The sequence below is a fragment of the Peribacillus folii genome, assembly GCF_030271255.1.
Lineage (GTDB): Bacteria > Bacillota > Bacilli > Bacillales > DSM-1321 > Peribacillus.
The window spans coordinates 1-26087 of sequence record NZ_JASJOM010000010.1; the positions used below are offsets into that span (position 1 = coordinate 1).

The following is a 26087-nucleotide window of genomic DNA, read 5'->3' on the forward strand; positions in this document are numbered from 1 at the left end:
AACCTATCTATGCGAAACGCAAAGAAACGATTGAGCGTGTATTCGCAGATGCAAAAGAAAAGCATGGTATGCGTTGGACTACTTTAAGGGGACTTAAAAAATTGTCGATGCAAGCGATGCTTACTTTCGCTGCCATGAATATAAAGAAGATGGCCAATTGGACATGGAAAGGTCCAAAAATGGCCTAACATGGTGGGCTCGTAGAGCTTCAATCTCTTAACTATAGGTAAAAATCAATAGGGAATTTCAAAAGGGGGTACGGAATTTAATAATTCCGTACCCCTTTTGTCTACAAACAGAAAGGAGCCTGAGGGGCTCCTTTTTTTAGTTCGGCCGCTTAATGGTACCCGTTCTTTCCGTTTGCAGAACCAGACGTTTTATGGTTCGAGCCTTTTTTACCTTTTTGCTTTGTGCTGCCATCCTTTTTACTCATAAAAAAACTCCTCCTTCACAAAAGTTGTCATTTCTTGAATAGTATTTGCAGCAAGCATGCTCACCATTACGGGAAGTCAAGGAAGCTCACTCACATTCTGGATTTTTCATTTCGCTTAAGAGGGCATTTATTTCCCCGCCCAGGATAATGATGAGTCCTGATAAATAAAACCAGATCATCAAAACGATGATTCCCCCAAGACTTCCGTATGTTGCTGAATAATTGGCGAATTTATCGACATAAAAGGAAAACAAAAAGGAAACTAGGCTCCAGCCTGCCGTTGCAAAGATAGCACCAGGCAGCACAGTTAAGCATCTTAGCCTTTTGTTAGGTGCAATCCAGTAAAGAATCGTAAACACGATCATGAATACAATCGTGCTGACCACCCAACGCAGTTGATTCCAAATCGTCAGGAACTCGTCGGATTGCCCAATTTCAGAAAACAGGAAAACCCCGATTTGCTTACCGAATACCGGCAGCAGTAATACGACAATAAAAACGAAAATCATCGCTAAGGTGAGCAAAATCGACATTCCCCGGGAAATAAAGAAAGTTCGACTTTCTTTTACACCATATGCGTGGTTAAACGCTTTAATGATTGCATTCATTCCATTTGAGGCCGACCAAATCGTTCCGATGATACCAAACGACAATAATGTCCCGTTCGCTTCCATCACTTCCGATAAATTGGCCTCGATGATCTTCATCGAATCGTCAGGTGCATACGAACGGACAGTATTTAATATATCTTCTTGGGAAAATGGCAGATAGGCCAATAAAGTGAACAAGAAAATTAATAACGGAAACAAGGAGAGCAGGAAGAAATAAGACAGCTGGGCTGCCAATCCCGTCACTTCATCCATCTGCAGCCGTTTAATGAAAGCCTTGAAGAATGAGCCTTTCAGCCATTCCTTTTTATTGGCCATACCTCCACCCCATTTTCTAATTTAAGGAAAGCCGGTTTTCCGAATGAGCATTCGCTGACGATTCATCCTCATTCTCGGCAGTGAAGACCTCCTTCGTCTCCATCACCACTTGAGCAACTTGTGCTGGAATATCTTTCATTTCCTCGACTTTTTGGGAAATGAACGTTACATCATCAGAAATCTTTTCAACCGTTGATCGGACCTTCTTTGATGTTTCCCGCACTTGGGAAAGAAACCCATTGGGATTCTTTACAAAATCCCTTACATTACCCATGCAGCTTTTACTGTTATCCAATACAGACGTACGGGTCGTTTTATCGAAAAGGCTTACTACAGCCCCTGCAACCGCCCCTATAATGATCGCTTGCATAAATTTGCTTTTCTTTTCACTATTATATTCTTCTCGAATGTTGCTCATATATTCTCCTCCTCGTCATATATTGATTGATGGATAATGGTATCTATCTCCATTATACAATGTTTATATAAGTTTTTTCCTATCTTTTCCCAAACCCGACCACTTTAAAACGCGGATTCCATCGAGTGAATTGGGTTTCATGCTTCTTTTCAGTCCCAATATCCATTGACTTCTATGGGCAATCATGCAAAGATGAAAATAATTTAGGAACGCTTGAAAGGATGAGGAAAATGGACTTAACTCAAAACACGGCCGAAAGCGTCGAGTTTATGGTGGAAGCAATAAAAGATAAATTGAAAGTGATGAACTTCGGTGCCATCAAATCCACCCATTTTGATATCGATATGTATGAAGATCTTCATGACATATATCAAATGGTCATGAAAAAAACGAATTTCAGTGTCCGTGAAATGGAAGCAATCGCTGAAGAACTTGGAAGACTGCGCAATAAGTAAACGATCGAATCCTCCCAAATTGGTGAGGATTTTTCTTTTTTTTTGGATTTCTGCTACATTTGATATATAGAAAAAGAGATAGGAGTGGAAAAGCATGGTGGAAAGAAGGACGCCAATAAGTATCGCAGAAGCCGTCAATAAAGTGATGGAATACAAATTGGATGGACAAATGGAATGGGTTCCGCTGGATGAAAGCCAGCATCGTTTTTTGGCAAAAGATATTACAGCTAAAAATGATGTTCCGCATTTTAACCGCTCGCCATATGATGGCTTCGCTCTCCGGTCAAAGGATACCGAAAAGGGTTCCATCCATAACCCTCTCACGTTCGAGGTGGTGGAAGAGCTGGCTGCGGGTATGGTATCGACCGTCCCTATACAGCAAAACCAAGCGGCCCGGATCATGACCGGTGCTCAATTGCCCGCTGGATGCGATGCCGTCATCATGCTCGAGCTGACCAAGGAATCGGAGATGGACGGAAAGAAATACATATCATTCAAACGCTCCCTTGAGGAAGGGGAAAATGTTTCATTCCAAGGAGAGGACGCCAGTGAAGGCGATATTCTCGTAAAAAAAGGCACATATATCAATCCAGGTATCATTGGCTTACTAGCCACTTTCGGATATGCCGAAGTCCCTGTTGCCGCCAAGCCTATCATAGGATTATTCGCTACAGGTTCGGAGCTCCTCGATGTTCATGAACCCTTACAGCCTGGGAAAATCCGCAATAGCAACTCGCATGCCATCTCTGCCCAGATCGAAAGGGCTGGAGGAGAAGTCCGTTATTATGGAAAGCTTAAGGATGAATTTCCATCAAGCTATGCTGCAATCTCAAAGGCTTTGGAGGAAGTTGATCTGCTGATTACAACTGGAGGCGTATCCGTCGGTGACTTCGACCTTCTTCCAGAGATATATCAAAAACTAGGTGCAGATGTGTTATTCAACAAAGTGGCCATGCGCCCCGGAAGCGTTACTACTGTTGCCGTCTATCGAAATAAATTTTTATTCGGTATATCGGGCAACCCATCTGCTTGTTATGTCGGCTTTGAACTATTTGTGAGACCGGTCATCCGGACGATGCTGTTTTCGGAACAGCCGCATTTACGTAAAGAGTCCGCTCGATTGGCAGATGACATCCTAAAGCCCAACCCATTCACCCGTCTCCTGCGAACACGATTGTATTACGAATTAGGCCAGTTGAGAGTAACCCCCAGCGGTGTGGATAAATCCAATATAACCACTAGCCTGGCAGGTGCCAATGCACTGACCGTCCTGCCTGGAGGAAGTCGTAATTTTCACTCGGGGGATATCGTGGAGATCCTCTTGCTCGAGGACCAGGAAGGCAGCAGTTGGCCGTGGTGAAGCCGTTTATTTTCCAGGTTGTTGGCTATCAGAATAGAGGAAAGACGACATTCATAAAGAAGGTCATCATGAAGCTTCGTGAAGTGAATGTGGAGGTGGCCGTATTAAAGCACCATGGCCATGGGGGAAAGCCGAATATCAATAATGTAAAGGATTCGCATAATCATTTTCAGGCCGGGGCGATAGCTTCGCTTGTCGAAGGGGACGGATCATTGGAATTGCTCGGCAGTTTCAATAGTGAACCTCCAATCACTGAGCTGATTCAATTATTGGGGCTTTTTCATCCAGATGTGATTTTAATTGAAGGACATAAGCAAAAGGACTTTCCAAAGCTCGTCCTGATCAAAGAAGAAAGTGACCTTCTTTTATTGGAGCGACTTACTAATGTCAAAGCGGCCGTGGCTTGGCCTGATTGCCTTGAACGAACCAGGAAGCAAGCTTCCGTGCCTGTCTTTTCCTTGGATGCGGACCAATTCTTTGAATGGTTTTTAGAACAAATTTTAGGATGGCACAATGCTCATTCAATTGCATTAAGGAAATCCGACGACGGAGACCGATGATTTCCGATTGCAGAAAGTGATCGCTGCAAAGGTGATCGATGTTCCGAATGCTACTGCTGCTGGATCTGACAATGAATGAACTCGGTCATCACTACGTTCATCCTCGCCGGCTCAAAATTTAAAAGGTTCCGGAATGCGATCATTCCGGAACCTTTCGTCTATCATTGCTCCGTCAAAATAAGCGGACCGTTTTTGGTTATGGCGATCGTGTGCTCGTATTGGGCAGAATATTTGCCGTCTGCAGTGGAAGCGGTCCATCCATTTGAATCCCTCGTGGCCTTATATGTACCTACGTTGACCATCGGCTCGATCGTGAATACCATGCCTTCCTTAAGGCGCGGCCCTTTATTCGGCAGCCCATAATGCGGAACCTGCGGCTCCTCATGAATGACATTCCCTATTCCATGCCCGATGAAATCGCGAACGACCGAAAAGCCCTCCGCCTCGACATATGATTGGATGGCATGACCGATATCACCTATCCGATTGCCTGCCAGACTCACTTCGATAGCTTTATATAAAGAATCCTTCGTCACCTGCACCAAATGTTCCGTTTCCTTCGAAACCTTGCCGACCGTATACGTCCAGGCCGAGTCGGCAAGGGCTCCGTTATGATTGACGACCATATCAATCGTTACGATATCCCCATTTTTCAAAGGTGTTTTACGAGGGAATCCATGGCAGATTTCTTCATTTATGCTTGCACATGTCGCATATTCATACCCTTTGTATCCTTTCTGTTCAGGCTTCGCTCCATGTTTTTTTAGAAACCCCTCGACAAATTCCTCTATTTCCCACGTGGTCACACCGGGAGCGATCATTTTTGCGATCTCCCTATGACAAGCGGCCAAAATTTTACCTGATTCATGCATCGCTTGAATTTCACGTGCTGACTTTAATACGATCAATCGTGACACTTCCTTTTTTATTTCGTCTCTCCTTTTATTTTACTGCAAAGATGGAAGTATATGAATCCTTTAAAGATTATTCCATAAAAAAACCCGGCAGCTGCCGGATTTTTATCATTTCAATAAGTTTAGCGATTCCCGGTTAAATGCAGGAAGATCTTCAGGTGTTCTGCTGGTCACAAGTTGGTTGCCGCAAACCACAACCTCCTTGTCCAAATAGGTGGCACCTGCATACTCCATATCGACTTTAATAGAGGTATAGCCAGTTGCATGGCGTCCTTCGAGTGCCTTGGCCGTAATCAACAGCTGAGGTCCATGACAAATCGCAAAGACAGGCTTTTTATCATCCATGAATGCTTTGGCAAATGTTACGAAGCGTTCATCAGCACGCAGCTGGTCAGGCGAGAAACCGCCGGGAATGAACAATGCATCAAAATCCTCCGCTTTCACTGAATCGATGCTTTCGTCAATCTTGACTTCGACTTCACCTTGTTTTCCTTTAACCGTTTTCCCTTTTTCCATTTCGATCGCCGTCACGGTATGGCCCGCTTCCTCAAATGCCCTGGCCGGTTCACTATACTCGGAATCCTCAAACATATTCGTCACTACACATGCAATTTTTTTACTCATATTAAATTCATCTCCTCATTTTTTGATCGAATGAACCTATCTTTGTCCTTTATTTATGTTCCCTCCTGTACCGTAAATAAAACACATAAATCATAATCTTCCCTGAAAGCAATACTGAATCAATCCTTTGGCATCTGCGAATACTCGCTCAATCGTTTTTTTTCGTTTTGCATAGATAGGATTTACATCATGATGGTGGCGCAAAATCTGACCTTCCATAAAATGTTCATCGTATACGCAGTCATGTTTGCGAAAGAACCACTCTTTTGTGCGAGGGTGTGTATAGGGTAAAGCCGGTATGATTCAATATTAGGGAAAAGGGCTCTATCTAAAAACAAAGTTGGTTGGAGAGGGTGTTCGAGACTCCTGCGGGAAGTGCGGGTCACGGGAGTAATCAGAGGCTGAAAAGCCGAGGAGGCTCCCGGACCGCCTCTGTAAGCTAAGTGCCTGGAGAGGAAATCAACGGCCCTAAGCACCAACTCATAAAAATAGACAAACTCGATTTTCATCGAGCTTGCCTATAGTCTGAGATAAGGCAGCTAATGCCCTATCTTCCCTCCTGTTAGTCAATGTTTAGGATATTGCCCCACAACATGTATGGCATTGATGATTCTTTTATTGATCCATTTCCGGTTTTCTTCCGTATTCAGATTCTCAAATATCCGCAGACGTCCTTCTTCTGTGGTTACATAGTAGTTTGGCATATTATTCAATGATAAAGTGATGATATCATTTTTACATTTTCTGCATGAACAAAAGGTTTGGTATTCCATGCCTGACATTAAAACCTGAACCCACGTGACTACGATTTCTTCCATCACATTTGTATATTCTCTATCCATTTTTGCTCCTTCAAAAAGTAAAACCCGTCCATTCCAGACAGGTTTCACTGATTTATTGCTGTCCGCGGAACAATCAGGATTTCAACTCTCCGATTTTTCGCTCTACCTTTTTTCGTATCGTTAGAAGCCACCGGCTTGAATTCCCCATGTCCTTTAGCACTGAACATCTCAGGGTCCAACTCTTTATTTTCGAGAAGGAGCTTCATGAAATTCACCGATCGCATCACGCTCAGATCCCAGTTGGATTGATATTGATAATTCTTGATCGGAATATTATCGGTATGCCCGCTTACGATGATATTTCGGGGCAAGTCCATGACCAGCAAAGCGGAAATTTCCTTGGCGATTTTCCGGTTTTCACTTCTAACTTCAGCCACACCCGATTCAAACAGAACATTTTCCCTTATCGAAATCAACATGCCTTCATCGGTAAGGTTCGTTCCCAACTTATCCGTTAAATCATTCTTTTTGATATAGGCGTCGACACGCTTCTTCACTTCTTTAAGCTCTTCCTGCTCATTTTTCCCTAATTTCTCAAGATCCTCCGCACCTGCCTTTTGCTCTGGCGATGTGGGCTCATTGCTTGGGGAATCACTCGGGAATTCCATAAATCCCGATCCGCTCGTAAACACCTGGTTAAAGACATTGGACAATTGCTGGAACTTAACGGCATCCACCGAACTCGAAGCGAACAAAACGATAAAAAGAGCCAGAAGCAATGTTAGGATATCAGCATAAGGGACCAGCCACGACTCATCGATATGCTCTTCATGCCTTTGTTTCTTTTTCCGCCTAGCCATCTTCTCTCACATCGCCTTCCAGCCACTTTTTCCGATCACCAGCAGGCAAATAGGATGTCAATTTCTGTTCGATCGTTCTTGGCGCTTCACCTTCGATGATCGATAAAATCCCCTCAATCATCATTTCCTTGATCCGGACCTCCTGCTGAGATTTTCGCTTGAGCTTATTGGCAAAGGGATGCCATAATACATACCCCGTATAAATCCCCATCAAGGTTGCAACGAACGCAGCAGATATCGCATGACCCAATGCCTCCGTGTCAGCCATGTTCCCCAAGGCAGCGATCAATCCGATTACCGCCCCCAATACTCCAAGCGTCGGTGCATATGTACCCGCTTGAGTGAAAATCGCGGCACCGCTCAGATGGCGTTCTTCCATCGCATCGATTTCCTCAGCTAGAATATCGCGAATGTAGTCGGCACTCTGACCTTCAACTGCAAGATTCAAGCCATTTTTCAAAAAGGTATTATCCACTTGATCGGAAATGCTTTCCAATGCCAATAAGCCTTCTTTCCGGGCGATGACCGCCCATTCGGAAAATGTTTTGATTAATTCCTCCGGCTTCGTCAGCTTTTGCTGCAAAAATAAAATCTTGAATATTTTTGGCAGTCTTTTTAATTCCGACAATGGGAAAGCCGTTACGACAGCGGCAATCGTCCCTACAATGATGATCAGAATAGCGGCAGGATTGACCAACGCCGTTACACTTACTCCCTTCAGAACCATTCCGACCAAAATGGCCACAATACCAAGAACTACGCCCAAAACTGATGTTATATCCATAATATTCACCCATTCATTTAAAATCTCGTCTTAATTTTTATATCGGTTGATTTTCGAAAAAAATGAGGATTATTTTACTATTCCGGTTTAAATTCCATCAAATGATCACAAAATCTACCTACTTTTCTCCTTGTACCATGCCGTTTAACCCGCAAAATCCCACAGTTCAGTTGAATTTCAAGCACCTAAAAAGCTGTTGCCGTCCTCTGTGAGGTTTTTCATTTTAGCCTTGAATTTTTCCAGATCGAAACAAGGCAAAGCTAATCAGCTTTGCCTTTGCTCCTGTTTCACCTCGTTTCTTCCATCAATCCATTTAATAATGGGAGAAAGAAGGAACAAGATGAATAAGATCCTGAATAAATGAAAACTTGTGACAACCGATAAATCGACTTGTACGGACATCGCTGTGACAGCCATTTCCGCAACACCGCCTGGCGCCATGCTCAGGAACAATTCATTTGCCTGCAAAGATAGCAGCGGAGCCAACTGTATGGATAATAAATAGCAAAAACCGATCAATAGTACATTACTTAAGAATACAGCTCCGAACATTTTCCTGAAAAGCCTTGGGTTATCAACCTTCAATGTGCAGCCTAAATGGGCGCCAATCAATAATTGTGACATGCTCAGCCAAAAGTCAGGTATTTGCGGTGCTCCTGGTCCGACTAAATTGAATATGGCCGCAGCCATTAAAGGACCCAGTAAAAAAGGCAGCGGGAAATTCATCCTCTTTGTGACGAAGATGATTGATAGCAAGGTCACCAGCATCATGATGGCCATTTTCCCGTCATAATCAAAAAAGAAAAAAGGCCGATCAGCCATGGCCGCAACCGCACTTGAACCAACTGACATTACATGTGTCGCCAGCCAAGGAACGAACGATATGACGAGAATGATCCGAAGTGTTTGCATGAAACCGACGACCGTTTCATCGCTATTCTTCATTTCCTCACTCAAAACCACCATTTGTGAAAGACCGCCTGGAAAACTGCCAAGCATGGAAGTGCTTGGGGATAAGTTCATTCGTTTCCCGACAAGCCATCCAGTCACCATGGAAAATAATATGATGGCGATTGTCGTAAAAAGCATGACAGGCAAATATTCAACCATCTCGTTCAAGGATTGTTTCGTGAAAGAACTGCCCAGTTGCAATCCTAGAATGACGAGCCCCATGCTTCTGAAGGGCCTGGACCAATACATGTACTTCCCAAGCTTCACTTTCGCAATCATAACTACAAATAAAGGTCCAAGCATCCACGGCAAGTATACGCCAAGTCGATGAAACGTATAGCCGCCAAGGAAAGCAAGTATGGATGTAAAAATGACTTTAAAACTCTTACTCTCAATAAAATATGTACACACAACATTACCTTCTTTATCTCATTTTCATCTATATCTTAACATAAAAAGGACGGTTCCCAAGGTGCACCGCCCCTGTTCAGGACAAAAGCCAGGGCAATAAATATACGCCACCGCCTGAAATTTCTTGATTTTTTTTGCATAGTAGCCACTTATTGAATAGGGTACGATGTCACCTGTCTGTTATTTACTAGAATTACCACCCCCATAAACACCCTACAAAAGGTAGAATGAGTATATAGGGGTCAAACTCTTATGGAGGGGTGACTAAATGTTATCAAATACAGAAATAGGCATTGATTTAGGAACTGCAAATACATTAGTTTACAGTAAAAATAAAGGAATCGTATTTAATGAGCCATCTGTGGTGGCCATTGATATAGAGACTAATAAAGTATTGGCAGTCGGTGTGGATGCAAAAAACATGATTGGGAAAACACCTGGTAATATCGTCGCAATCCGCCCGTTAAAGGACGGCGTCATTGCAGATTTTGATGTAACGGCACAAATGCTTCGTGAAATCATGAAAAAAGCCAGCAAGGCCCTGGGCTTATCGCTCCGGAAGCCCAGTGTCGTGGTATGTACGCCCTCAGGTTCAACGTCTGTCGAGAGAAGGGCCATACAGGATGCAGTCAAAAGCTGCGGAGCTAAGCAGGTCCATCTTATCGAGGAACCGGTAGCGGCGGCAATCGGGGCAGGGCTTCCTGTCGAGGAGCCCGTTGCCAATGTGATCGTCGATATAGGCGGCGGGACGACTGAGGTTGCGATCATATCATACGGCGGAGTGGTATCCTGCAATTCAATCAGAATTGGCGGGGATCAATTGGATGAAGATATCAGCCAATATGTCAGGAAAAAACATAATGTGCTGATTGGCGAAAGAACAGCCGAGGAGATAAAAAAAGAAATCGGCTATGCACTTGTCGAACACTCCGTGGTGACGATGGAAGTCAGGGGCCGCGACCTTGTAACTGGCCTGCCAAAGCCCATTACCATATCATCCACTGACGTTCAGTCGGCCATTCAGGAATCGCTTCTACATATATTGGAGTCGATCAGGGCCACATTGGAGGACTGCCCGCCTGAACTGAGCGGGGACATCGTCGATCAAGGTGTCATCCTATCAGGAGGCGGCGCTCTCCTCAACGGGATACAAGAATGGCTGACGAATGAAATTGTCGTTCCAGTCCAGCTTGCAGACAATCCGCTTGAATCAGTTGCCATCGGAACCGGACTATCACTTGAAGTCATACACAAATTACAAAAAGCGGTATACTAAAAAAAGGAGTCCCTACTTGGGGCTCCTTTTTTAGTTTGCAGACAAATGGGCTTGGAATTAAAAAGTCCGTTTAACCAAGATAGGGTCAACACTTTGGCGCCCTACATTGATTGAACGTAATCATTTCAAGCTGTCCAACTTGTACAAACAAAAAAAGGTTGGCCCCCTCCCCGTTTTACTTTTAAAGAAACTGATATATTTTCACTTGTTTGTGCAGAGAATAAGAAAACCTTTTCGCGGTTTAAGGGTACGCTGCTTTTGGAGAAGGAATCTTCTTAATAGGTCTTAACGCATGCAATGTTACATAAGTTATGATATAATACAATTATGTTACATTGGCAAGAGGAGAAGATGTATGGAATATGTAGAAGCCTTTAAGGATATCAATCAAATCAGCAAAATGAAGACCTATTTACGAGCTCATTCCAGCCGCGATTATTTATTGTTTGTGCTCGGCATCAACACCGGCATGAAAATAAATGAAATGCTGGATATTACGATCCCAGACGTCCTTGATGAAACGGGGAAAATCAAGGAATTTTATGAGCAACGGCTGGAAAATGGCGAAGTCGTCCAAATTTTTTTGAACCTAAAGGTTCGTACCGCTTTACAAGAGTACCTTAAAGGCTCGAAGGTTATCGAAGGTCAATTTCTTTTTCTTTCCCCTAAGACAAAAAAGCCGATCACGCGGCAGCAGGCACACCGTATCATTCATGATGCTGTGGAAGGTGCAGGGCTGGCAGGTAAATTCGGAGCGAGTTCGATGCGTAAAACTTTTGGCTATCATGCCTATAAACAAGGGGTGTCTTTAGCTTTGATCCAAAAGCATTACCATCATTCAAGCCCGTCTGAGACACTGAAATACATCGGCATTTCCAAGGAGAAGAAATTCAAGACGATCATAGATGTTAACTTATGAACATGTTTCCATCTTCCGTTCACTCTAACCAACAAATTTAAGGAGGAATTCCAGTGAGAATTAGAGAAAGTGAACTTCCTGGTATTGGCCAAAAGTTCGAAATCATAACCAGAAATGATGAAAAGTTAGTAGTCGTCATTCACGATGACGGACGCAGGGAATTATACCATTTTGACCAGGAGCATGAAGATGTCATTTCAAGCATCACCATTAACGATCAGGAATCGAGGCAATTGGCTTCCATCATTGGCGGCATGGTTTATAAACCGCAAGCACTCGAAACGATTGAAATGTCACTGGGTGACCTGGTGATAGAATGGTTCAAGGTCGAACCAGGTTCTAAAGCCATCAATCAAACGATCGGTTCGATTGATATCCGGAGCAATTATAACGTTACCGTCATTGCCCATTCGAAAAAGGGCAAAAAACAACTGAGCAATCCTGGTCCCGACTCCATCATCGAAACAGGCGACACATTGGTGATATCTGGCGACAGGAAAGATATCCGTAACCTGACAAGAGAATTATTGACCGACGAAAGGAGTGATTAAGCTCCTATGGACCATTTAGTTTTCGAAGTGGGCACCGCCCTGCTTCTAGTGGCATTCGCCGCTCTCATTGCAGGTAAATTTAAAGTATCCAATGTACCTATTCTCATAATCATCGGAATGCTCGTGGGCCCTCATGCCCCGCACTTCGGGCTGATTGACCTGCGATTCATCGAGAGTGATGAAATCATAGCGTTCTTGGGGAGAATCGGTATCTTATTCCTCCTGTTTTATTTAGGGCTTGAATTTTCCGTTAAAAAGCTAATGAAATCAGGAAAAAATATCGTGACGGGCGGAACCTATTACATTTTGATCAACGTGGGCATGGCCCTGATATATGGCTTCCTTCTGGGACTTCCCTTAAAAGAGGTGCTGATACTAACAGGGATTATCAGCTTTTCATCTAGTGCCATCGTGGCAAAGGTACTGGTTGACCTAAAAAGGACCGGTAACAATGAAACGGAGCTAATCCTTGGTATTATCATGTTTGAAGATATCTTCCTCGCTGTTTATCTATCAGTCGTATCTGGATTGGTATTAAGCTCTTCTGGTTCCGTTTGGGGGACATTACTTTCTACTTTCATCGCGATCGGGTACATGCTGATATTCTTCGTTATAGCCCGGAAGGCTTCTGGGGTACTGAACAAGTTGTTCAATATAACCTCGGATGAGATATTCATCATTGTCGTGTTCGCTTTACTATTCTTCATTGCAGGTTTTTCGGAAACGATTCATGTAGCAGAAGCCATTGGCGCTTTATTGCTCGGGCTGGTCTTTTCTGAAACGGAACATAGCGACAGGATCGAAAAACTTGTCATTCCCTTTAGAGACTTCTTCGGGGCCATATTCTTCTTCAGCTTCGGCTTGAGCATCGATCCGACCTCCCTTGGCGGAGCAATCTGGATGGTTCTTGGGGCCGTGATCATCACCATCATCGGTAACTTTGCCGCTGGTATGATAGCCGGACGCAAATCGGGCTTATCTCACAGAGCATCCGCAAATATCGGATTAACGATCGTTTCGCGTGGCGAATTCTCCATCATATTAGCAAACCTTGGCATTGCCGGCGGTTTAATGCCTATACTCACCCCGTTTGCTGCATTATATGTGTTGACCTTAGCGATTCTTGGACCGATCCTGACCAAGGAATCCAAACACATCTATAATATCCTAAATAAAGTCTTCAAATGGACCCCTCCGAAGATCGAAAGGGAACAAGAGAAAGAAGTGCATTAAAAAACCCAGACAACATTGTCTGGCTGCTGCATAAAAAAGGAAGCCCAGGCTTCCTTTTTTTTATATACTAAATTGAATTTATCTGCCTTCTGATTGTTGATTTTGCTTTTTTACTTCTTGAACATTCGTTTCACTTGCAAACTCAGTTTCAGATTGAATAGCGTTTTGTCTAAAGTTACCTGCTTGATTTTCCTTTTCCATTTGAATTCACCTCCACGATAGTTACTTAACCAACATCGTGAGATAGTATCCGAAATTTCTTACCTTTATTAATCTATCGGGGCGAAGGTTTCTACTTAATTTAACGGGTGATTTATTTGTTTAGCAAGATCTTGTTGATTAGATTTCTAGACATTTAGTTTACGGCCCTTCCATTTTACAGAACGTAAAACATTCACCCGGAAGAAGGAATATACATAGACTCCTGTGAAGAATAAAAACAAAAACGGATAAAAAGGGAATACCGCCCATCTGAAATTACCGACCCTACGGGCAAACCATGCCGTTTGAATCGTATAGAGAATATACAATACTCCACTGATAATAATGACGGGAGCGTCTAATTCAATAATGGAAGAGATCAACGCTCCCGTAGAGATTAAACTGCCGGCAATCCAGATGATAACCATCAACATGATGACTGGATGAGTGGACTTGGAACCAACGGCAAAGCTTTTGCACCAGCCTTCTATCAGGCTGTTCAAGCCTTCCGGATACATGCGTAAAGAGATGATCCCTTTGCCACCCAAGCAATGAACCGGGAGATTATGGTCAAGAAATGCCTGGCCCAGTGCCAGATCATCCATGATTTCTCCCTCGATCTTTTTATGCCCCCCCGACAAAAGATAATCGTCTCTATTGCATAAAATGCACGGACCGAACGAACCGGCGGTTTTAAACCGTGATCCCCAGATGGTACATACATTCATGCCCACAATGACAATAATGTTAAATATTACAGAAAGGTGTTCATACAAGCGATCAACCGTGTGATAGGGCTGAAGGGATACAATGCCCCTGGCTCCTTTTCCCTGGTAGAAATGCAATAGATTTTTTAAACCATCCAAATTGGTGAAGGCAGTATCTGCATCCAAAAACAATAGCCAACTTCCTTTTGCATGCATGGCACCACGCCAGCAGGCAGATGACTTCCCGGATCCTTCATTTTTTAGAACATTTGCACCGTAGCTTTTCGCAATAACCACAGTATTGTCAGTTGAATGGTCGTCAACAACCAGTATTTCAAATTGCTTGAAACGTTGTTCCTGCAGGGATTGCAATAACGGTGAGAGCCTGCCTCCTTCATTCCTCGCAGGAATGATGATTGACAGAAACGGAAGACCGGTATTCTTGCTGGAGGAGAAAATTGGAACTGGTAAAGACCAGAACATGATAATGGCAATCATAACTGCCAGAAAACCAATAGCGAGATTAATCACTTCTGAAGCTGTCATGTAAAACGCCTCCTTCATCTAAGAGTCATCAGAAAGTCTTCTTTTTCCTGAATAATCAAACATTTCACCTGTATCGTCTTGTATCAGTTCCTGTGCAGTGATCTTGGCGGATAATAGCACGATAGGGACACCAGCACCAGGATGTGTGCTGCTTCCGGTAAAATACAGATTTTCACAATGTGTTGCTTTGCTTTGCGGGCGAAAGTGGTTGCTTTGGGCCATGATTGGCTGCAAACCAAAAGTGGCGCCATTATATGCATTGAACTTTGACTCAAAGTCCAATGGTGTTGCATATGTTTCGGTTACAATCTCCTTTTCAATGTTTTCAAAACCACGGATTTTTTTTAATTCATCTAAAATGTAGCTGCGATAATAAGAAATGGTTTCCTCTTCCCACTGATATTTGGCTGTTGCTATATTCGAGACAGGCATCAGGATATACAGCCCATCCTTTCCATCGGGTGCAAGGGAAGGATCCATTTTTGAAGCTATGTACACATAAAAGGAGGCATTCGTCAGTTTCTTCCCTGCAAAAATATCTTCCAGATTCTGATTTAGCTTTTCATTGAAAATAAAATTATGTACATGTCCAATTTCTTCATATTTTCGATCCATACCGAGATATAAAAGAAAACATGAACAGGTATATTTCATGCTGTCAATCTTTCTATCGGTATATTTCCCTTTAGCGGTCTTGTCTTTTATCAAGTGTTTCATGGCATATGGGAAGTCTGCATTACAAACGACAAAATCCGCAGAGATTTTTTTGCCCTCCACGATAATCCCGGTCGCCTGGCGATTATGAATGCATATTTCCTGCACATCCTTGCCATAGTGGATGGTTCCTCCAAGTTCCGTGAAGAGCCTCTCCATAGAGAGTGCCATCGTATACATACCGCCTTTGATGAACCATACTCCATATAAAAATTGGATCATGGGGATCATGCTGTAAAAAGATGGACTTTCAATGGGGGAAATGCCTATGTACAACGTTTGAAAGCTGATTAACTGTTTCAGCCGTTCATTCTTGATATATTTTCCTATAAAAGAATCTGCGGTGCCGCGTGCTTTCAGTCTCATCACTTTCTTCAGCATGGAAAGGTTATAAAAATCAGCCTTTTTGCGGAATGGCCTTTGAAGAATATGATGCTTTGCAACGACAAAGCTTTTGTAAATTTCATGCAGATATAGAAAAAAACCTTCCGCATCCTCTTCGCTGATTGATTCAATCATCCGTGTCAATTCGGTAAGGTCTGAGGAGATATCAAAAGGCTTGTCGGGAATATCACTGAAGTAAGCCCGATAAATCGGGTTCAATTTTTCCATTGGAATATAATCATCGGGGTTACGTCCGCATAGTTCGAAGATCTCCCGATATAATTCCGGCATCATGACAATACTCGGTCCCAAATCAAATGTATAGCCATCCAGTTCAATTCGATTCATTTTGCCACCGGGAGTTGTTCCTTTTTCATATATCTCCACCTGGTACCCCGCCTGCTGCAGTCTGATTGCAGAAGCAAGCCCTGCAACACCTGCCCCCACAACAATAACCTTCTTACTCATGTGCATTCCCTCATTTCCTTACAATATGCTGCTTCATTTCTTAACAAGTTCTGAAATAATGGCAGTAATACGCCCGCGATTGTAGCGCTGAACAACGATAATGGGAAGGTTGAATACAAACGCATACAGGATCATCACCCAGCCCGCCCATACAGGATTCCACAAGAAGAACAACGGAGCAGGCAGTATGGAGAGCCAGTGTGTGAATTCCGCCCGTTTTGTTTCCGCAGCAAAGATCGTCAAATCCCTCAACCCGATGCCATGTAACCCCTTTTTACTGTAACCCTTTTTAAGGAATAGCGTGCCGTCTATAATATAGCCTTTCCATTTTTTCACTCGGAATAAACGCTGCCACAATTGTCCGGATTTTTCCCAAGCGAAACTCCGAAACCAAAATTGATCTCTTAGAAACCATACCAATGGCAGTTTCAAACAAATGGCAGAAATGGACAGATGAAAAAAGGGCCATGCAAACATGTCGATGATGATGATCCAATGGATAGGTAATGAAACAATCATGATAATTCCCCTCATTTTTTTATGCTTCACAGGTAACATCGTGTTCTATGAATTCTAATTACAACAGCCACTTTCTTAACTTCTTCAAGAATTTCATATTTCTATCGGAATAAGGCGGGAATTTCCCTTGAAAATGGATGAAATGATAGGCTTTGTAATTTGTTTTGTCATAACTGAAGGCTAAAAAACCAGCCTTTCCATGATAAGCACCGTATCCGCTTCTTCCAGCCCCTCCAAATGCGACATGGGGATTCGCGGCATGATGTATCACTTGATTGACGCTAATGGTCGGTGACTTCATATATTCCATGAACAGCAGGATTTGTTTGTTATCTTTACTGAAAATATAGCCTGTAAGTGCATCACGTTGAATCCTATCACTGGATAATAATGTTCTTAAATCTGTATATGGAATGACAGGAAGTACCGGGCCGAATATCTCTTCCTGAATGATAGAACTCCCCGGTTTCAAATTCACAACCACCGTTGGTTCGATGAACCGATCGTTTCTATCATACTTCCCGCCATGCCAGACATCACCTTTCCCGATAAAATCAACCACCTTTTGGAAATGTGCATCGTTACAAATCCTACCATAATCATCGCTTTCCTGGGGTCGATCTCCGTAGAAAGCTGAAAGCGAAGCCGATATTTCAGAAAGTGTTTTTTCGTAAATGGACTGATGGACATACAGTGTGTCCGGCGCAATACACGTTTGCCCCGCATTAAGAAACTTACCCCAGACGATTTGCTGGATTGCCGCTTTTGAAAAGCCCGTTTCATCCAAGATACAGGGGTTTTTGCCGCCGAGTTCCAGTATCACCGGTGTGAGTTGATTGGCCGCCTGCCGCGCTACCGCTTTTCCTGTCTGCTGACTGCCTGTGAAAAAAATCAGGTCAAAAGGTGAAGAAGTCAATAGGCTGGCGGTCTGAGCATCTCCTGTAACAACTGTTAATTGTTCGGGAGGAAATACGTGATTAATGACCTCTCTAAGCAGTTCACCAGTTGCAGGTGCATGTTCAGACGGCTTGATCACACAGCGGTTTCCGCTGGCTATCGCTCCGATGGCAGGCATCAATGCAAGCTGAAGCGGATAATTCCACGAACTAATGATGAGTATACTCCCGTATGGATGCCTCTTTCTTTTGATCGCTTCCACATATCCAAGTTTTAGATGCCTGGACCGAATGGGCCGGATCCATTTTGCTAAATGCTTGCATACGTAATCGATTTCATTTAATAAAACCGTAATTTCAGAAGAAAGGGTTTCGAATGGCGGTCTTCCCAAATCTGAATGAATGGCTTGAATAAATGCAGTTTCATTCTCCAAAAGAATGGTCTTCAGCTGCAATAGCTTTTTTTTACGCGTTTCAATTGAAAGATCGGCACTGGAAAATAGATCCTCTCTCTGCCTTTCCGGTAATGTCTTTAGAAAATGACCGTCATTGTCAGGCATTGGATACATCCCTCTGAACAATTTTCTCGCTTACAAGCTGACCACTTAAGGTAACCATTGGCATTCCGCCGCCAGGGTTTACCGTTCCACCGACAAAATATAGATTGTCGTAGAGTTCACTCTGTTTCGGATGCTTAAATCCTTTATTCTTCATGCGGTCTGACACCGTTCCATAAATCGCACCGCGGTCGGAGCCATACACCCTCCTGATATCTTCCGGTGTCCATACATCCTTTGTGACTATATTATCCCGTAAGTCATGCAGGCCCATTTTTTCCAATTTGATCAAAACCCGCTCAGAGAATTGTTCATAGTCCTGCTGTGTATAAGGTTGTTGATCTCGAATATAGGGAATATGGGGCAGTACTTTTATATTTTCATATCCTGCAGGAGCTTGTGTCGGATCCGTCTTATTGACATTGACCAAATAAATGACCGGATCGTCAGGCAGCTCATGACGATGGAAGATCGAATGCATTTGCTGCTTCATATCTTCTGCGAAAAAGAAATTATGATGGCGCAGCTGCGGATAGCTCTTTTTCACTCCCAAATGCATCACGAGGCCGGAACTGGCCGGCTCGAATTTTTTTTTCAGTTTTTTCACATAATGGCTGTCTTCTTCCAGTAAACGTTCGTAAACCGGTATGACTTCCATATTGGATACAAAATAATCTGCTGTTAGTTTTGTACCGTCTTCCAAAACAGCTCCGTTAATTTTCCCATTCTCTTTTTCAAGTTTTACGATCTGCTTTCCTAGGTGGAAGGTAACACCCACTTCCTCAGCCAGCTTCACCAGGCCACTGGAAAGATTGTGTAAGCCGCCGGGTATATACCAGACACCCTGATCATGCTGCATGTAGATCATCATATTCAATACGGCCGGTGCATCGTAAGGGGACGAACCCACGTACTTGATAAAATAGGAGAGCATCACACGGAGCTCCTCATTACTGATCCGTTTATTAATGGCTCCATGAACCGTAGAAAACAGATCGAAGTTCCTCAAAGCGGTGAACAATCCGGTATGTTTCATGATTTGTCTCGTCGTATCAACGCCATGCTGAAAATAGGTTTTATCCGTCATATCATAAAGTCTTTTCGAATAGTGGAGCAGATTTTGATATTCTCGCATATCACTTTCATTCAGGGCTGAGTTCTTCTCTTGCATTTCGTTTAAATCTTCATATAAGTCAATGACATTTCCACCAGGGAAAAAGGAGCGCCATTGATGATCCAGCTTTTCAATCGGGACGTAATCCTTCATGGATTTTCCACTCGCGGAAAATAATCGTTCAAAAATCCGAGGCATCGTCAGGATGGATGGGCCGAGATCAAAACCAAAACCATCTTGATCCAGCCTGTTCAATTTTCCTCCAATGTGGTTGTTTTTCTCATATAAGGAGACATCGTATCCTGCTTGCGCGAGTGAAATGGCAGCTGACAGTCCACCGAGTCCGCCTCCGATGATGATCACGGTTTTATTTTTCAACTGTAAATGCATCTCCTTCCCACAAACCAAAGACGTTGTTGGCTGCAACATTGATTTGGGCCATTTTTTCTTTTGTAACATAGTTTCGTTTGGTTAGACACTGATATTCATTGTTTCGCACAGCATCAAGTATGCCTCTGTAAATGTGAGCAGACAGATAGACCGGTATGCGGCTATCTGTATCCAACAGCTCGATGTTGAACAAGAACTTGCTATATAGTGATTCAGCTCGAGCTGCAAGTTTTTCCCATAGTTCGATGAAATTTTCATTGATCGTGCCGTTATCTAAATCATGCTGTGAATAGTGGACATGAGTTAGTTCTTCTTCGGGTAGATAGATGCGATTTTTCTCACGGTAATCTTCTCCAATATCTCGCAGGATATTCGTTAGTTGCATGGCAACGCCAAGACTTATCACTGATGAATGCAAATCCGCAGAAGATCTCGAAGCGATGACAGGAACAAGCATTAAACCAACGGACCCAGCTACATAGTAACTGTACCTTTCCAGTTCATCCATTGTTTTCGGGGGTGTAAATGTCAAATCCAAGGATTGCCCAGTCAGCTGGTCATAAAATGGGCTGATATCCATATCATACGTATTGAATACATGCCTGAGTGCGCGCCATAGTGGCTTATCCAATTCCTCATGTTCGTTGAACAAATCAAGTTCCTTCTTTAATTGTCTCAGCAACTGAACCTTTTTCTTGGATGACTGGCTTCCATCTGCACACTCATCTGCGGTTCTGCAAAATGCATAGATGGCATAAACGGCTTTTGCTTTTTCACTAGGGAGTTGTGAAAAGGCATAGTAAAAGACTTTGGAATGTTTCTTTATGATCTTTTCACAATAATCAAAATCCGCTTGCCTTTGCTCTTTATCCATATCCATCTCCTTCTGATCTAATTGCAGATCATTGAAATATAATAAAGCGCCGATTTACTGCTACAAATCTGTAACCTTAGAACTTATTTTAAATCCTGGTTCCTCCAAAAAAAAACTTGAATGTGCTGAACATACATTATGTAAGGAAGGAATAACGGAGGATTTCAATTTTCATAGGATTCCACCACTTCTTTGATTTTCCATGCAATCAATTGCCAAGCCTCTTCAGCTCGTTCTTTTGGGCCTAGATGGGTAAAAGCATGAGAGCAGTCTTTGAATAGCTCATCTTGAACGTTTATCCCTGCTGCTTTTAATTTCTCTGCGTAGCATTCGGCTTCTGGTCTAAAGGCGTCGTACTCCGCTATGAGGATAAGGGCGGAAGCTAAGCGGTCACTGATCTCGGCACGAACAGGGGAAGCATAGGGATGCCCCGCTAGTTCTTTGTCTGGCAGGTAACACATATTTATAAAATGGGCAACTTGAGGGTAGCGGGAACGCCACTTATCTCGTTCTGGTTTATCTGCATGCGGGGTGACAAAATCCAGCATCGGGCAGGATAGCACTTGGAGCAGCGGCTGCTTGTCCCCTTTCTCATCAAGGTAGAGACAGAGTGCTGCTGCGATATTTGCACCTGAACTTTGTCCGCCGATCATGATTTTTCCCGCATCAATCTTCAAATCATCGGCTCTTCCCTTGACCCATTGAATAATGTCATAGCCCTGTTCGATCGGTTTGGGAAACGGGTATTCCGGTGCTTTCGCATAATCGACATTAAGAACGACACACTCTGCCTGATTGGACAAGAAGCGGCAATAAGGATCATCCATCTCCTTTTCATTCATTATGAACGCTCCACCATGGAAATTGATGTACACAGGGAGCTTTTCCTGTTTTGCTTCCAAAGGATAATATAAAGATAGATAAGTACGTTGAACAGATGTCTCAACTAGCACATTTTTTTTCATTTTTACTTGCTGCAGTGGAATCATAGGTGTTTTCTTTGCTTCATTGGGGAGGAGACGCAGTAATTTTGCAGTAATTGTAGTGAACATCGTGTAACCTCACTTTTTTTAACATTATAGCTGGAATGCAACGTATCTATACTCCCCCCTTCGTGTCCCCTACACATGATTTTTAATGTTCATCATGCCACTTAACTAACTATTCCACAGAAAGAGGCGTAACCCTGCTTAGTTGTTCTTCTGTTTATCGCCTTTTCTTAACGACAATTCCAGCTCGTTTTCCTTTTCATGCACTTTCATTGTGTTCTGGTACAAGGGAGACCCATGAACATAACCTGGCTGCATTCTTTCTTACATAAAGTGGAATGCAACCGCGACAATCCTGGGGAAAAGCGGTTTAAATGGAGGCTCACCGACCGCCTCTGTAAAGCCAAGTGCCTGCAGTACAACGACACGGTCGATGTACACCCATCAAAACTGCGGGTAATCTGAATCCCATTTTCAGTGCAATGGAAATTAACGGACAATCCCTAACCAGGAAAAATCATATACCGTTCAGATAAAACATAGAATTTTTTTAATAAAGGGATTAACTTTCCGCAGCAAAGGGAAAAGAAAGAAACAAATAAACTAAGTAACTTGTCAGGAGTGACGCCCGGATGGATAAATCGATAAAATTCTCTAAAAAACTCATGAAAGAAATAAAGGAAGATCGTGTCACAGGACTGGCAGCAGAACAAGCATATTACTATTTACTTGCACTATTTCCATTGCTCATATTACTGCTGTCCATATTGCCTTACTTGAATATTGATATTCAAACGGCGCTGGATACGCTCAAGACCTTCATGCCTGCGGAAACGATGGAAGTCATCGAGAAAAATATCATCAATATATTGAGTGAAAGGAATGGCGGTTTACTGACGTTCGGTTTCCTCGGAACCATATGGTCCGCTTCAAACGGGATGAATGCGTTCATCCATTCCATGAATATCGCTTATGATGTTGAAGAAACAAGAAATTTCATTAAAGCTCGCTTCATTTCCATTGCCTTAACATTAGGCTTGGTTGTGGCATTCATCGTTATGCTCGGTCTTCCCGTCTTCGGTAAAGTCCTCATCGATTTATTACAGCAGGTCATTCCAATCGCGGATGAAATGCAAATCTTATTCAGCTTATTACGCTGGGTCATAGCGGTAGTGGTCATCTCGCTCGTGCTTACCTTCTTATATCGCTTTGCCCCGAATAAGAGCTTTTCGTTTATACATGTACTCCCTGGAGCAGTGACGGCAACTGTACTTTGGCTAGCGATCTCGCTAGGATTTTCCTTCTATGTCAGTAACTTTGCCAACTATTCCTCCACCTACGGAAGTTTGGGAGGAGTCATCATCTTGATGCTGTGGCTGTATTTAAGCGGCCTGATCTTTGTCGTCGGAGGAGAAATCAATGCGATCTTGCATCATCAGAAAAACATACCGAACAAAAAGTCACGTACGCTTGTACACCCTGTCCCGCTTAAAAGGTGAACAAAAAACAAGAAAAAGCGGCTGTCCTGATCGGACAGCCGCTTTTTCATTCAACCTTTATTGACGAACTCTTCATACCTTTCATCATGGGCCAGCCATGCCGCGTATTTCCGCTTCATGTATTTTTCCGCTTCGCCAAACGTATCAAACGTTTTTTTCTGTTGTTTACCGTTAATTTCAACAATCCATTCCTCTTCTTCGTCTTCATAGATGAATATGTCCTGTTTCTCCCTCGTTGAATAGAGGCAGCCTTCTGGGGAATCTTTTACATTCAATTGGTTTTTATTGGCATCACGCTTCAGCGGCTCGGCAAAGAATGTCTTCTCGACGAACTGACTGTATGCCTTCTCGGACATCGTGCAGCCGGCGGCTTTTTGGTGCCCGCCTCCATCGTACTTTCCGGCAACCTCTGAAACATCTATGTCATCATGAATGGTCCGGAAGCTGATTCTTTTACTGCCGACCATCAAGATTGCGATATAATCCAAATGGGAGAACTCCTTCGATAATTCATTTCCCAATTCCGAATGATATGATTCGGCATGGACCACCCCGGCAGTATGAGGACCGACTGTTGCTTGATAAACTTCTCTTTTCTTCCTGTTTATGTAACGCTCCACCCTGCTCTCTTCCACTTTCAGAAGCGTTTGCTCCACTTCATCAAAGGAGAAGCTTGCGCCAGTGGACAGCTTTTGAGCGATTTTCATCTCGAATTCCTCGATCGGAATCATGAAGAATAAATCATTTAAACGTTTTGCCGTTGCATTTTTATTAACTTCCCATTCCCATGTGTCATATTGGCGGACCAATTCAACGAATTCCGCTACGATGCTTGAAGGCTCCAGCAAATCGTTTTCAATTGCATACTGATAAAACAATGAAGTCGCCGCTGTCTGTTTACCATCTTCCTGCTCGACCGTAACGGATGCCCAATCATGTTCGTTCAAGTGCAGCGCTGACTTATGATGATCTATGAGCAGTGCTTTACCTCCATCTTCAACAAATTGCGAAATCAGCTTTTCGTTATCTTCATCAACCGAAAGATCGGTAACAATCAAAGTATCCTCGATTTTTGCCTGCTCCAGAAATGCTCCCACGTTCTGGTTAAGCCGGCCGATCGAATTATAACTAACCACTACATCTTCTCCGAATGCCAGCTTTGCCACAATGCCGCACCCTACTCCATCTAAATCATTATGTGTAAAGAGATGGTACACACAAACCCCTCCTAATAACTAATAAATTTACTTTTCCCTAAAGAAATGAATTTCACTTGCAATCTTTACAATTGTAGCATAATCACCTTGCCTATTTTATCATGCTTTCAGTAACCTAATGCTTTTGCACATTTTTTATTTCCCTTTCCATTCCACGGTAATTTTCTTCAGAAGAGAAACAGAATAACCTTCGCTTCCTTGTGACATAAGATTAAGACCCAAACATTCATCTGAAATCAGCTAGGGGCTTTGCCCGATGAAGAGAATGCAGCACGGCTGAATGTAGTTACCGCGAGCGAAATGGCTTCCATCCTAAAAATGCACATAGAAAAACCGCAGGAATATTCTCCCTGCGGCTTTCCTGAAACAAAATTATTGCTCAATCAGCTTTCCAAGGTTAGCCATTTCAATCGCACTTACGGCCGCTTCATAGCCTTTGTTGCCAGATTTAGTTCCGGCACGTTCAATGGCTTGCTCGATACTCTCGGTCGTAAGCAGGCCGAAGATGACCGGTACGCCTGTGTCCAATGATACGGCCGCCATGCCCTTAGCCGCTTCATTGCATACATAATCGTAATGGGAGGTCGCACCCCTGATAACCGTCCCAAGTCCGATTACTGCATCATATTTACCTGTATTCACAAGCTTCTTTGCGATTAACGGAAGCTCGAAAGCACCAGGAACCCAAGCGATGTCCACATCATTCTCATTAACGCCATGACGCTTAAGGCCATCCAATGCCCCGCCCAGAAGCTTGCTTGTAATAAATTCATTAAACCTTCCTACAACGATTCCGACTTTCAATCCAGATCCGATTAATTGTGCTTCAATGATGTTCCCCATGTCCTATTCCTCCTAATTTATAAAACCTTTTATTTTTTTCAAGCTTTGAACCTTACGAGTTCGGAACGTTCAGTTCCAGTTCCTGTTTTCCGCTTGATTCGCCTTCCTGAAGGTAACGAATCAAATCAGCTATCGTTATGAATTTCAAGTTGAATTTATCGGCGATGACTTCTAAATCGGACACCCGTGCCATCGACCCATCTTCATTCATGATTTCACAGATGACACCAGCTGGAGCGGCACCGCATAACCTGGCCAAATCCACTGAAGCCTCCGTGTGCCCTGCCCTCTTAAGTACGCCTCCTTCTTTGGCGACTATCGGAAAAGTGTGACCAGGCCTTTGAAAATCTTCAGCGACCGATTCTTCTTTAAGAAGCTCCAGAATGGTCAAGGAGCGTTCAAAAGCACTGATTCCTGTAGATGTGCTATTATGATCGACACTTACAGTAAAAGCCGTTCCATGCTGGTCGGTATTCACCCCAACCATAGGATGCAAATTCAGCTTTGCCGCCAGTTCTTCAGTTATCGTCGTACAGATCAAGCCTCGTCCATGGGTCGCCATGAAATTGATCGCATCCGGGGTCGCTTTTTCGGCAAGTACGACAAAATCGCCTTCATTTTCCCGGTCTTCATCATCTGATACAATTACTACCTTGCCAGCCTTCAAATCTTCGATTGCTTCTTCAATTGTATGGAACATCCACTACACCGC

27 protein-coding genes and 1 pseudogene are annotated in these 26087 nt (G+C 43.3%); 9 read left to right on the plus strand and 19 right to left on the minus strand.

The genetic code is table 11. The annotated features are described in order from the left end of the window. A partial coding sequence (locus QNI08_RS16715; RefSeq protein ID WP_285768537.1) for a transposase occupies nt 1-188 on the plus strand: 188 nt, incomplete at its 5' end. A 331-nt stretch (nt 189-519) separates the two neighbouring features. Here QNI08_RS16715 and QNI08_RS16720 read toward each other — a convergent pair. Together QNI08_RS16720 and QNI08_RS16725 are read right to left on the minus strand one after the other, a co-directional pair. Further along, nucleotides 520-1359, minus strand: a complete 840-nt coding sequence (locus QNI08_RS16720) for a YihY/virulence factor BrkB family protein (RefSeq protein WP_285768538.1) — start codon at nt 1357-1359, stop codon at nt 520-522. 16 nt (nt 1360-1375) lie between these two features. Next, the gene (locus tag QNI08_RS16725) at nt 1376-1777 is read right to left on the minus strand and encodes a YtxH domain-containing protein (RefSeq protein WP_285768539.1); all 402 of its coding nucleotides are present in this window, start codon (nt 1775-1777) and stop codon (nt 1376-1378) included. 230 nt (nt 1778-2007) lie between these two features. On the opposite strand from QNI08_RS16725, the gene QNI08_RS16730 reads away from it, so the two are divergent. From QNI08_RS16730 to mobB, 3 genes are all read left to right on the plus strand, one after another. Then, on the plus strand, nt 2008-2232 hold the full coding sequence (locus tag QNI08_RS16730; protein WP_285768540.1) for a DUF1128 domain-containing protein: 225 nt from the start codon (nt 2008-2010) through the stop codon (nt 2230-2232). 94 nt (nt 2233-2326) lie between these two features. Beyond that, nucleotides 2327-3592, plus strand: a complete 1266-nt coding sequence (locus QNI08_RS16735) for a molybdopterin molybdotransferase MoeA (RefSeq protein ID WP_285768541.1) — start codon at nt 2327-2329, stop codon at nt 3590-3592. Continuing rightward, nucleotides 3586-4152: a molybdopterin-guanine dinucleotide biosynthesis protein B gene (mobB, locus tag QNI08_RS16740; protein WP_285768687.1), complete on the plus strand. Its 567-nt coding sequence runs from the start codon at nt 3586-3588 to the stop codon at nt 4150-4152. The genes QNI08_RS16735 and mobB overlap by 7 nt, the downstream gene beginning before the upstream one ends. Before the next feature lie 161 nt (nt 4153-4313). Here mobB and map read toward each other — a convergent pair whose 3' ends face one another. From map to QNI08_RS16770, 6 genes are all read right to left on the minus strand, one after another. After that, the gene (map, locus tag QNI08_RS16745; RefSeq protein WP_285768542.1) at nt 4314-5060 is read right to left on the minus strand and encodes a type I methionyl aminopeptidase; all 747 of its coding nucleotides are present in this window, start codon (nt 5058-5060) and stop codon (nt 4314-4316) included. Nucleotides 5061-5174: 114 nt separating this feature from the next. Continuing rightward, nucleotides 5175-5690, minus strand: coding sequence for a type 1 glutamine amidotransferase domain-containing protein (locus QNI08_RS16750; protein WP_285768543.1), 516 nt, complete (start codon nt 5688-5690; stop codon nt 5175-5177). A gap of 566 nt (nt 5691-6256) precedes the next feature. Beyond that, nucleotides 6257-6532 carry a late competence development ComFB family protein gene (locus QNI08_RS16755; RefSeq protein ID WP_285768544.1) on the minus strand — a complete coding sequence of 92 codons (276 nt, stop codon included), beginning with the start codon at nt 6530-6532 and terminating at the stop codon, nt 6257-6259. 44 nt (nt 6533-6576) lie between these two features. Further along, nucleotides 6577-7332 carry a flagellar motor protein MotB gene (gene motB, locus QNI08_RS16760; RefSeq protein WP_285768545.1) on the minus strand — a complete coding sequence of 252 codons (756 nt, stop codon included), beginning with the start codon at nt 7330-7332 and terminating at the stop codon, nt 6577-6579. Continuing rightward, on the minus strand, nt 7325-8116 hold the full coding sequence (gene motA / locus QNI08_RS16765) for a flagellar motor stator protein MotA (protein ID WP_285768546.1): 792 nt from the start codon (nt 8114-8116) through the stop codon (nt 7325-7327). The genes motB and motA overlap by 8 nt, the downstream gene beginning before the upstream one ends. 264 nt (nt 8117-8380) lie before the next feature. Then, on the minus strand, nt 8381-9478 hold the full coding sequence (locus QNI08_RS16770) for an AbrB family transcriptional regulator (protein ID WP_285768547.1): 1098 nt from the start codon (nt 9476-9478) through the stop codon (nt 8381-8383). Between the two features lie 268 nt (nt 9479-9746). Here QNI08_RS16770 and mreBH point away from each other — a divergent pair, with 268 nt between their 5' ends. The 4 genes from mreBH (at nt 9747) to QNI08_RS16790 (ending at nt 13457) form a co-directional block, all read left to right on the plus strand. Beyond that, nucleotides 9747-10754 (plus strand): rod-share determining protein MreBH, encoded by a 1008-nt coding sequence (gene mreBH / locus QNI08_RS16775; RefSeq protein WP_285768548.1) that lies wholly within the window; start codon nt 9747-9749, stop codon nt 10752-10754. 355 nt (nt 10755-11109) lie between these two features. Then, on the plus strand, nt 11110-11673 hold the full coding sequence (locus QNI08_RS16780) for a tyrosine-type recombinase/integrase (protein WP_285768549.1): 564 nt from the start codon (nt 11110-11112) through the stop codon (nt 11671-11673). Between the two features lie 53 nt (nt 11674-11726). Continuing rightward, nucleotides 11727-12224 carry a cation:proton antiporter regulatory subunit gene (locus QNI08_RS16785; RefSeq protein ID WP_285768550.1) on the plus strand — a complete coding sequence of 166 codons (498 nt, stop codon included), beginning with the start codon at nt 11727-11729 and terminating at the stop codon, nt 12222-12224. A gap of 6 nt (nt 12225-12230) precedes the next feature. Beyond that, nucleotides 12231-13457, plus strand: coding sequence for a cation:proton antiporter (locus tag QNI08_RS16790; RefSeq protein WP_285768551.1), 1227 nt, complete (start codon nt 12231-12233; stop codon nt 13455-13457). A gap of 78 nt (nt 13458-13535) precedes the next feature. Here the strand turns inward: QNI08_RS16790 and QNI08_RS16795 are convergent, their stop codons facing one another. The 8 genes from QNI08_RS16795 to QNI08_RS16830 all read right to left on the minus strand — a co-directional run bounded on the left by QNI08_RS16795 (nt 13536) and on the right by QNI08_RS16830 (nt 21879). Further along, the gene (locus tag QNI08_RS16795) at nt 13536-13658 is read right to left on the minus strand and encodes a gamma-type small acid-soluble spore protein (protein WP_285768552.1); all 123 of its coding nucleotides are present in this window, start codon (nt 13656-13658) and stop codon (nt 13536-13538) included. Between the two features lie 146 nt (nt 13659-13804). Then, a complete protein-coding gene (locus QNI08_RS16800; RefSeq protein WP_285768553.1) occupies nt 13805-14911 on the minus strand; it encodes a glycosyltransferase family 2 protein in 1107 nt (368 codons plus the stop codon). A gap of 18 nt (nt 14912-14929) precedes the next feature. Next, on the minus strand, nt 14930-16477 hold the full coding sequence (locus tag QNI08_RS16805; protein WP_285768554.1) for a phytoene desaturase family protein: 1548 nt from the start codon (nt 16475-16477) through the stop codon (nt 14930-14932). 33 nt (nt 16478-16510) lie between these two features. Beyond that, nucleotides 16511-16996, minus strand: coding sequence for a glycosyl-4,4'-diaponeurosporenoate acyltransferase CrtO family protein (locus QNI08_RS16810; protein WP_285768555.1), 486 nt, complete (start codon nt 16994-16996; stop codon nt 16511-16513). 58 nt (nt 16997-17054) lie between these two features. Continuing rightward, entirely contained in the window at nt 17055-18452 is a 1398-nt protein-coding gene (locus QNI08_RS16815) for an aldehyde dehydrogenase family protein (RefSeq protein ID WP_285768556.1), read from the minus strand. Continuing rightward, nucleotides 18445-19941: a phytoene desaturase family protein gene (locus tag QNI08_RS16820; RefSeq protein ID WP_483313789.1), complete on the minus strand. Its 1497-nt coding sequence runs from the start codon at nt 19939-19941 to the stop codon at nt 18445-18447. The genes QNI08_RS16815 and QNI08_RS16820 overlap by 8 nt, the downstream gene beginning before the upstream one ends. Further along, entirely contained in the window at nt 19931-20827 is an 897-nt protein-coding gene (locus QNI08_RS16825) for a phytoene/squalene synthase family protein (protein ID WP_285768558.1), read from the minus strand. The genes QNI08_RS16820 and QNI08_RS16825 overlap by 11 nt, the downstream gene beginning before the upstream one ends. A 164-nt stretch (nt 20828-20991) precedes the next feature. Then, a complete protein-coding gene (locus QNI08_RS16830) occupies nt 20992-21879 on the minus strand; it encodes an alpha/beta hydrolase (RefSeq protein WP_285768559.1) in 888 nt (295 codons plus the stop codon). Between the two features lie 569 nt (nt 21880-22448). Here QNI08_RS16830 and QNI08_RS16835 point away from each other — a divergent pair. Then, the gene (locus QNI08_RS16835) at nt 22449-23315 is read left to right on the plus strand and encodes a YihY/virulence factor BrkB family protein (protein ID WP_285768560.1); all 867 of its coding nucleotides are present in this window, start codon (nt 22449-22451) and stop codon (nt 23313-23315) included. Nucleotides 23316-23365: 50 nt separating this feature from the next. On the opposite strand, the gene QNI08_RS16840 is transcribed toward QNI08_RS16835, so the two are convergent. The 3 genes and pseudogenes from QNI08_RS16840 to ribB form a co-directional block, all read right to left on the minus strand. After that, entirely contained in the window at nt 23366-24532 is a 1167-nt protein-coding gene (locus tag QNI08_RS16840) for a DHH family phosphoesterase (RefSeq protein WP_285768561.1), read from the minus strand. 372 nt (nt 24533-24904) lie between these two features. Next, nucleotides 24905-25375: a 6,7-dimethyl-8-ribityllumazine synthase gene (ribH, locus tag QNI08_RS16845; protein WP_285768562.1), complete on the minus strand. Its 471-nt coding sequence runs from the start codon at nt 25373-25375 to the stop codon at nt 24905-24907. A 61-nt stretch (nt 25376-25436) separates the two neighbouring features. Then, a pseudogene (gene ribB / locus QNI08_RS16850) lies at nt 25437-26075 on the minus strand (3,4-dihydroxy-2-butanone-4-phosphate synthase); the annotation flags it as partial. Between the last annotated feature and the right edge of the window lie 12 nt (nt 26076-26087).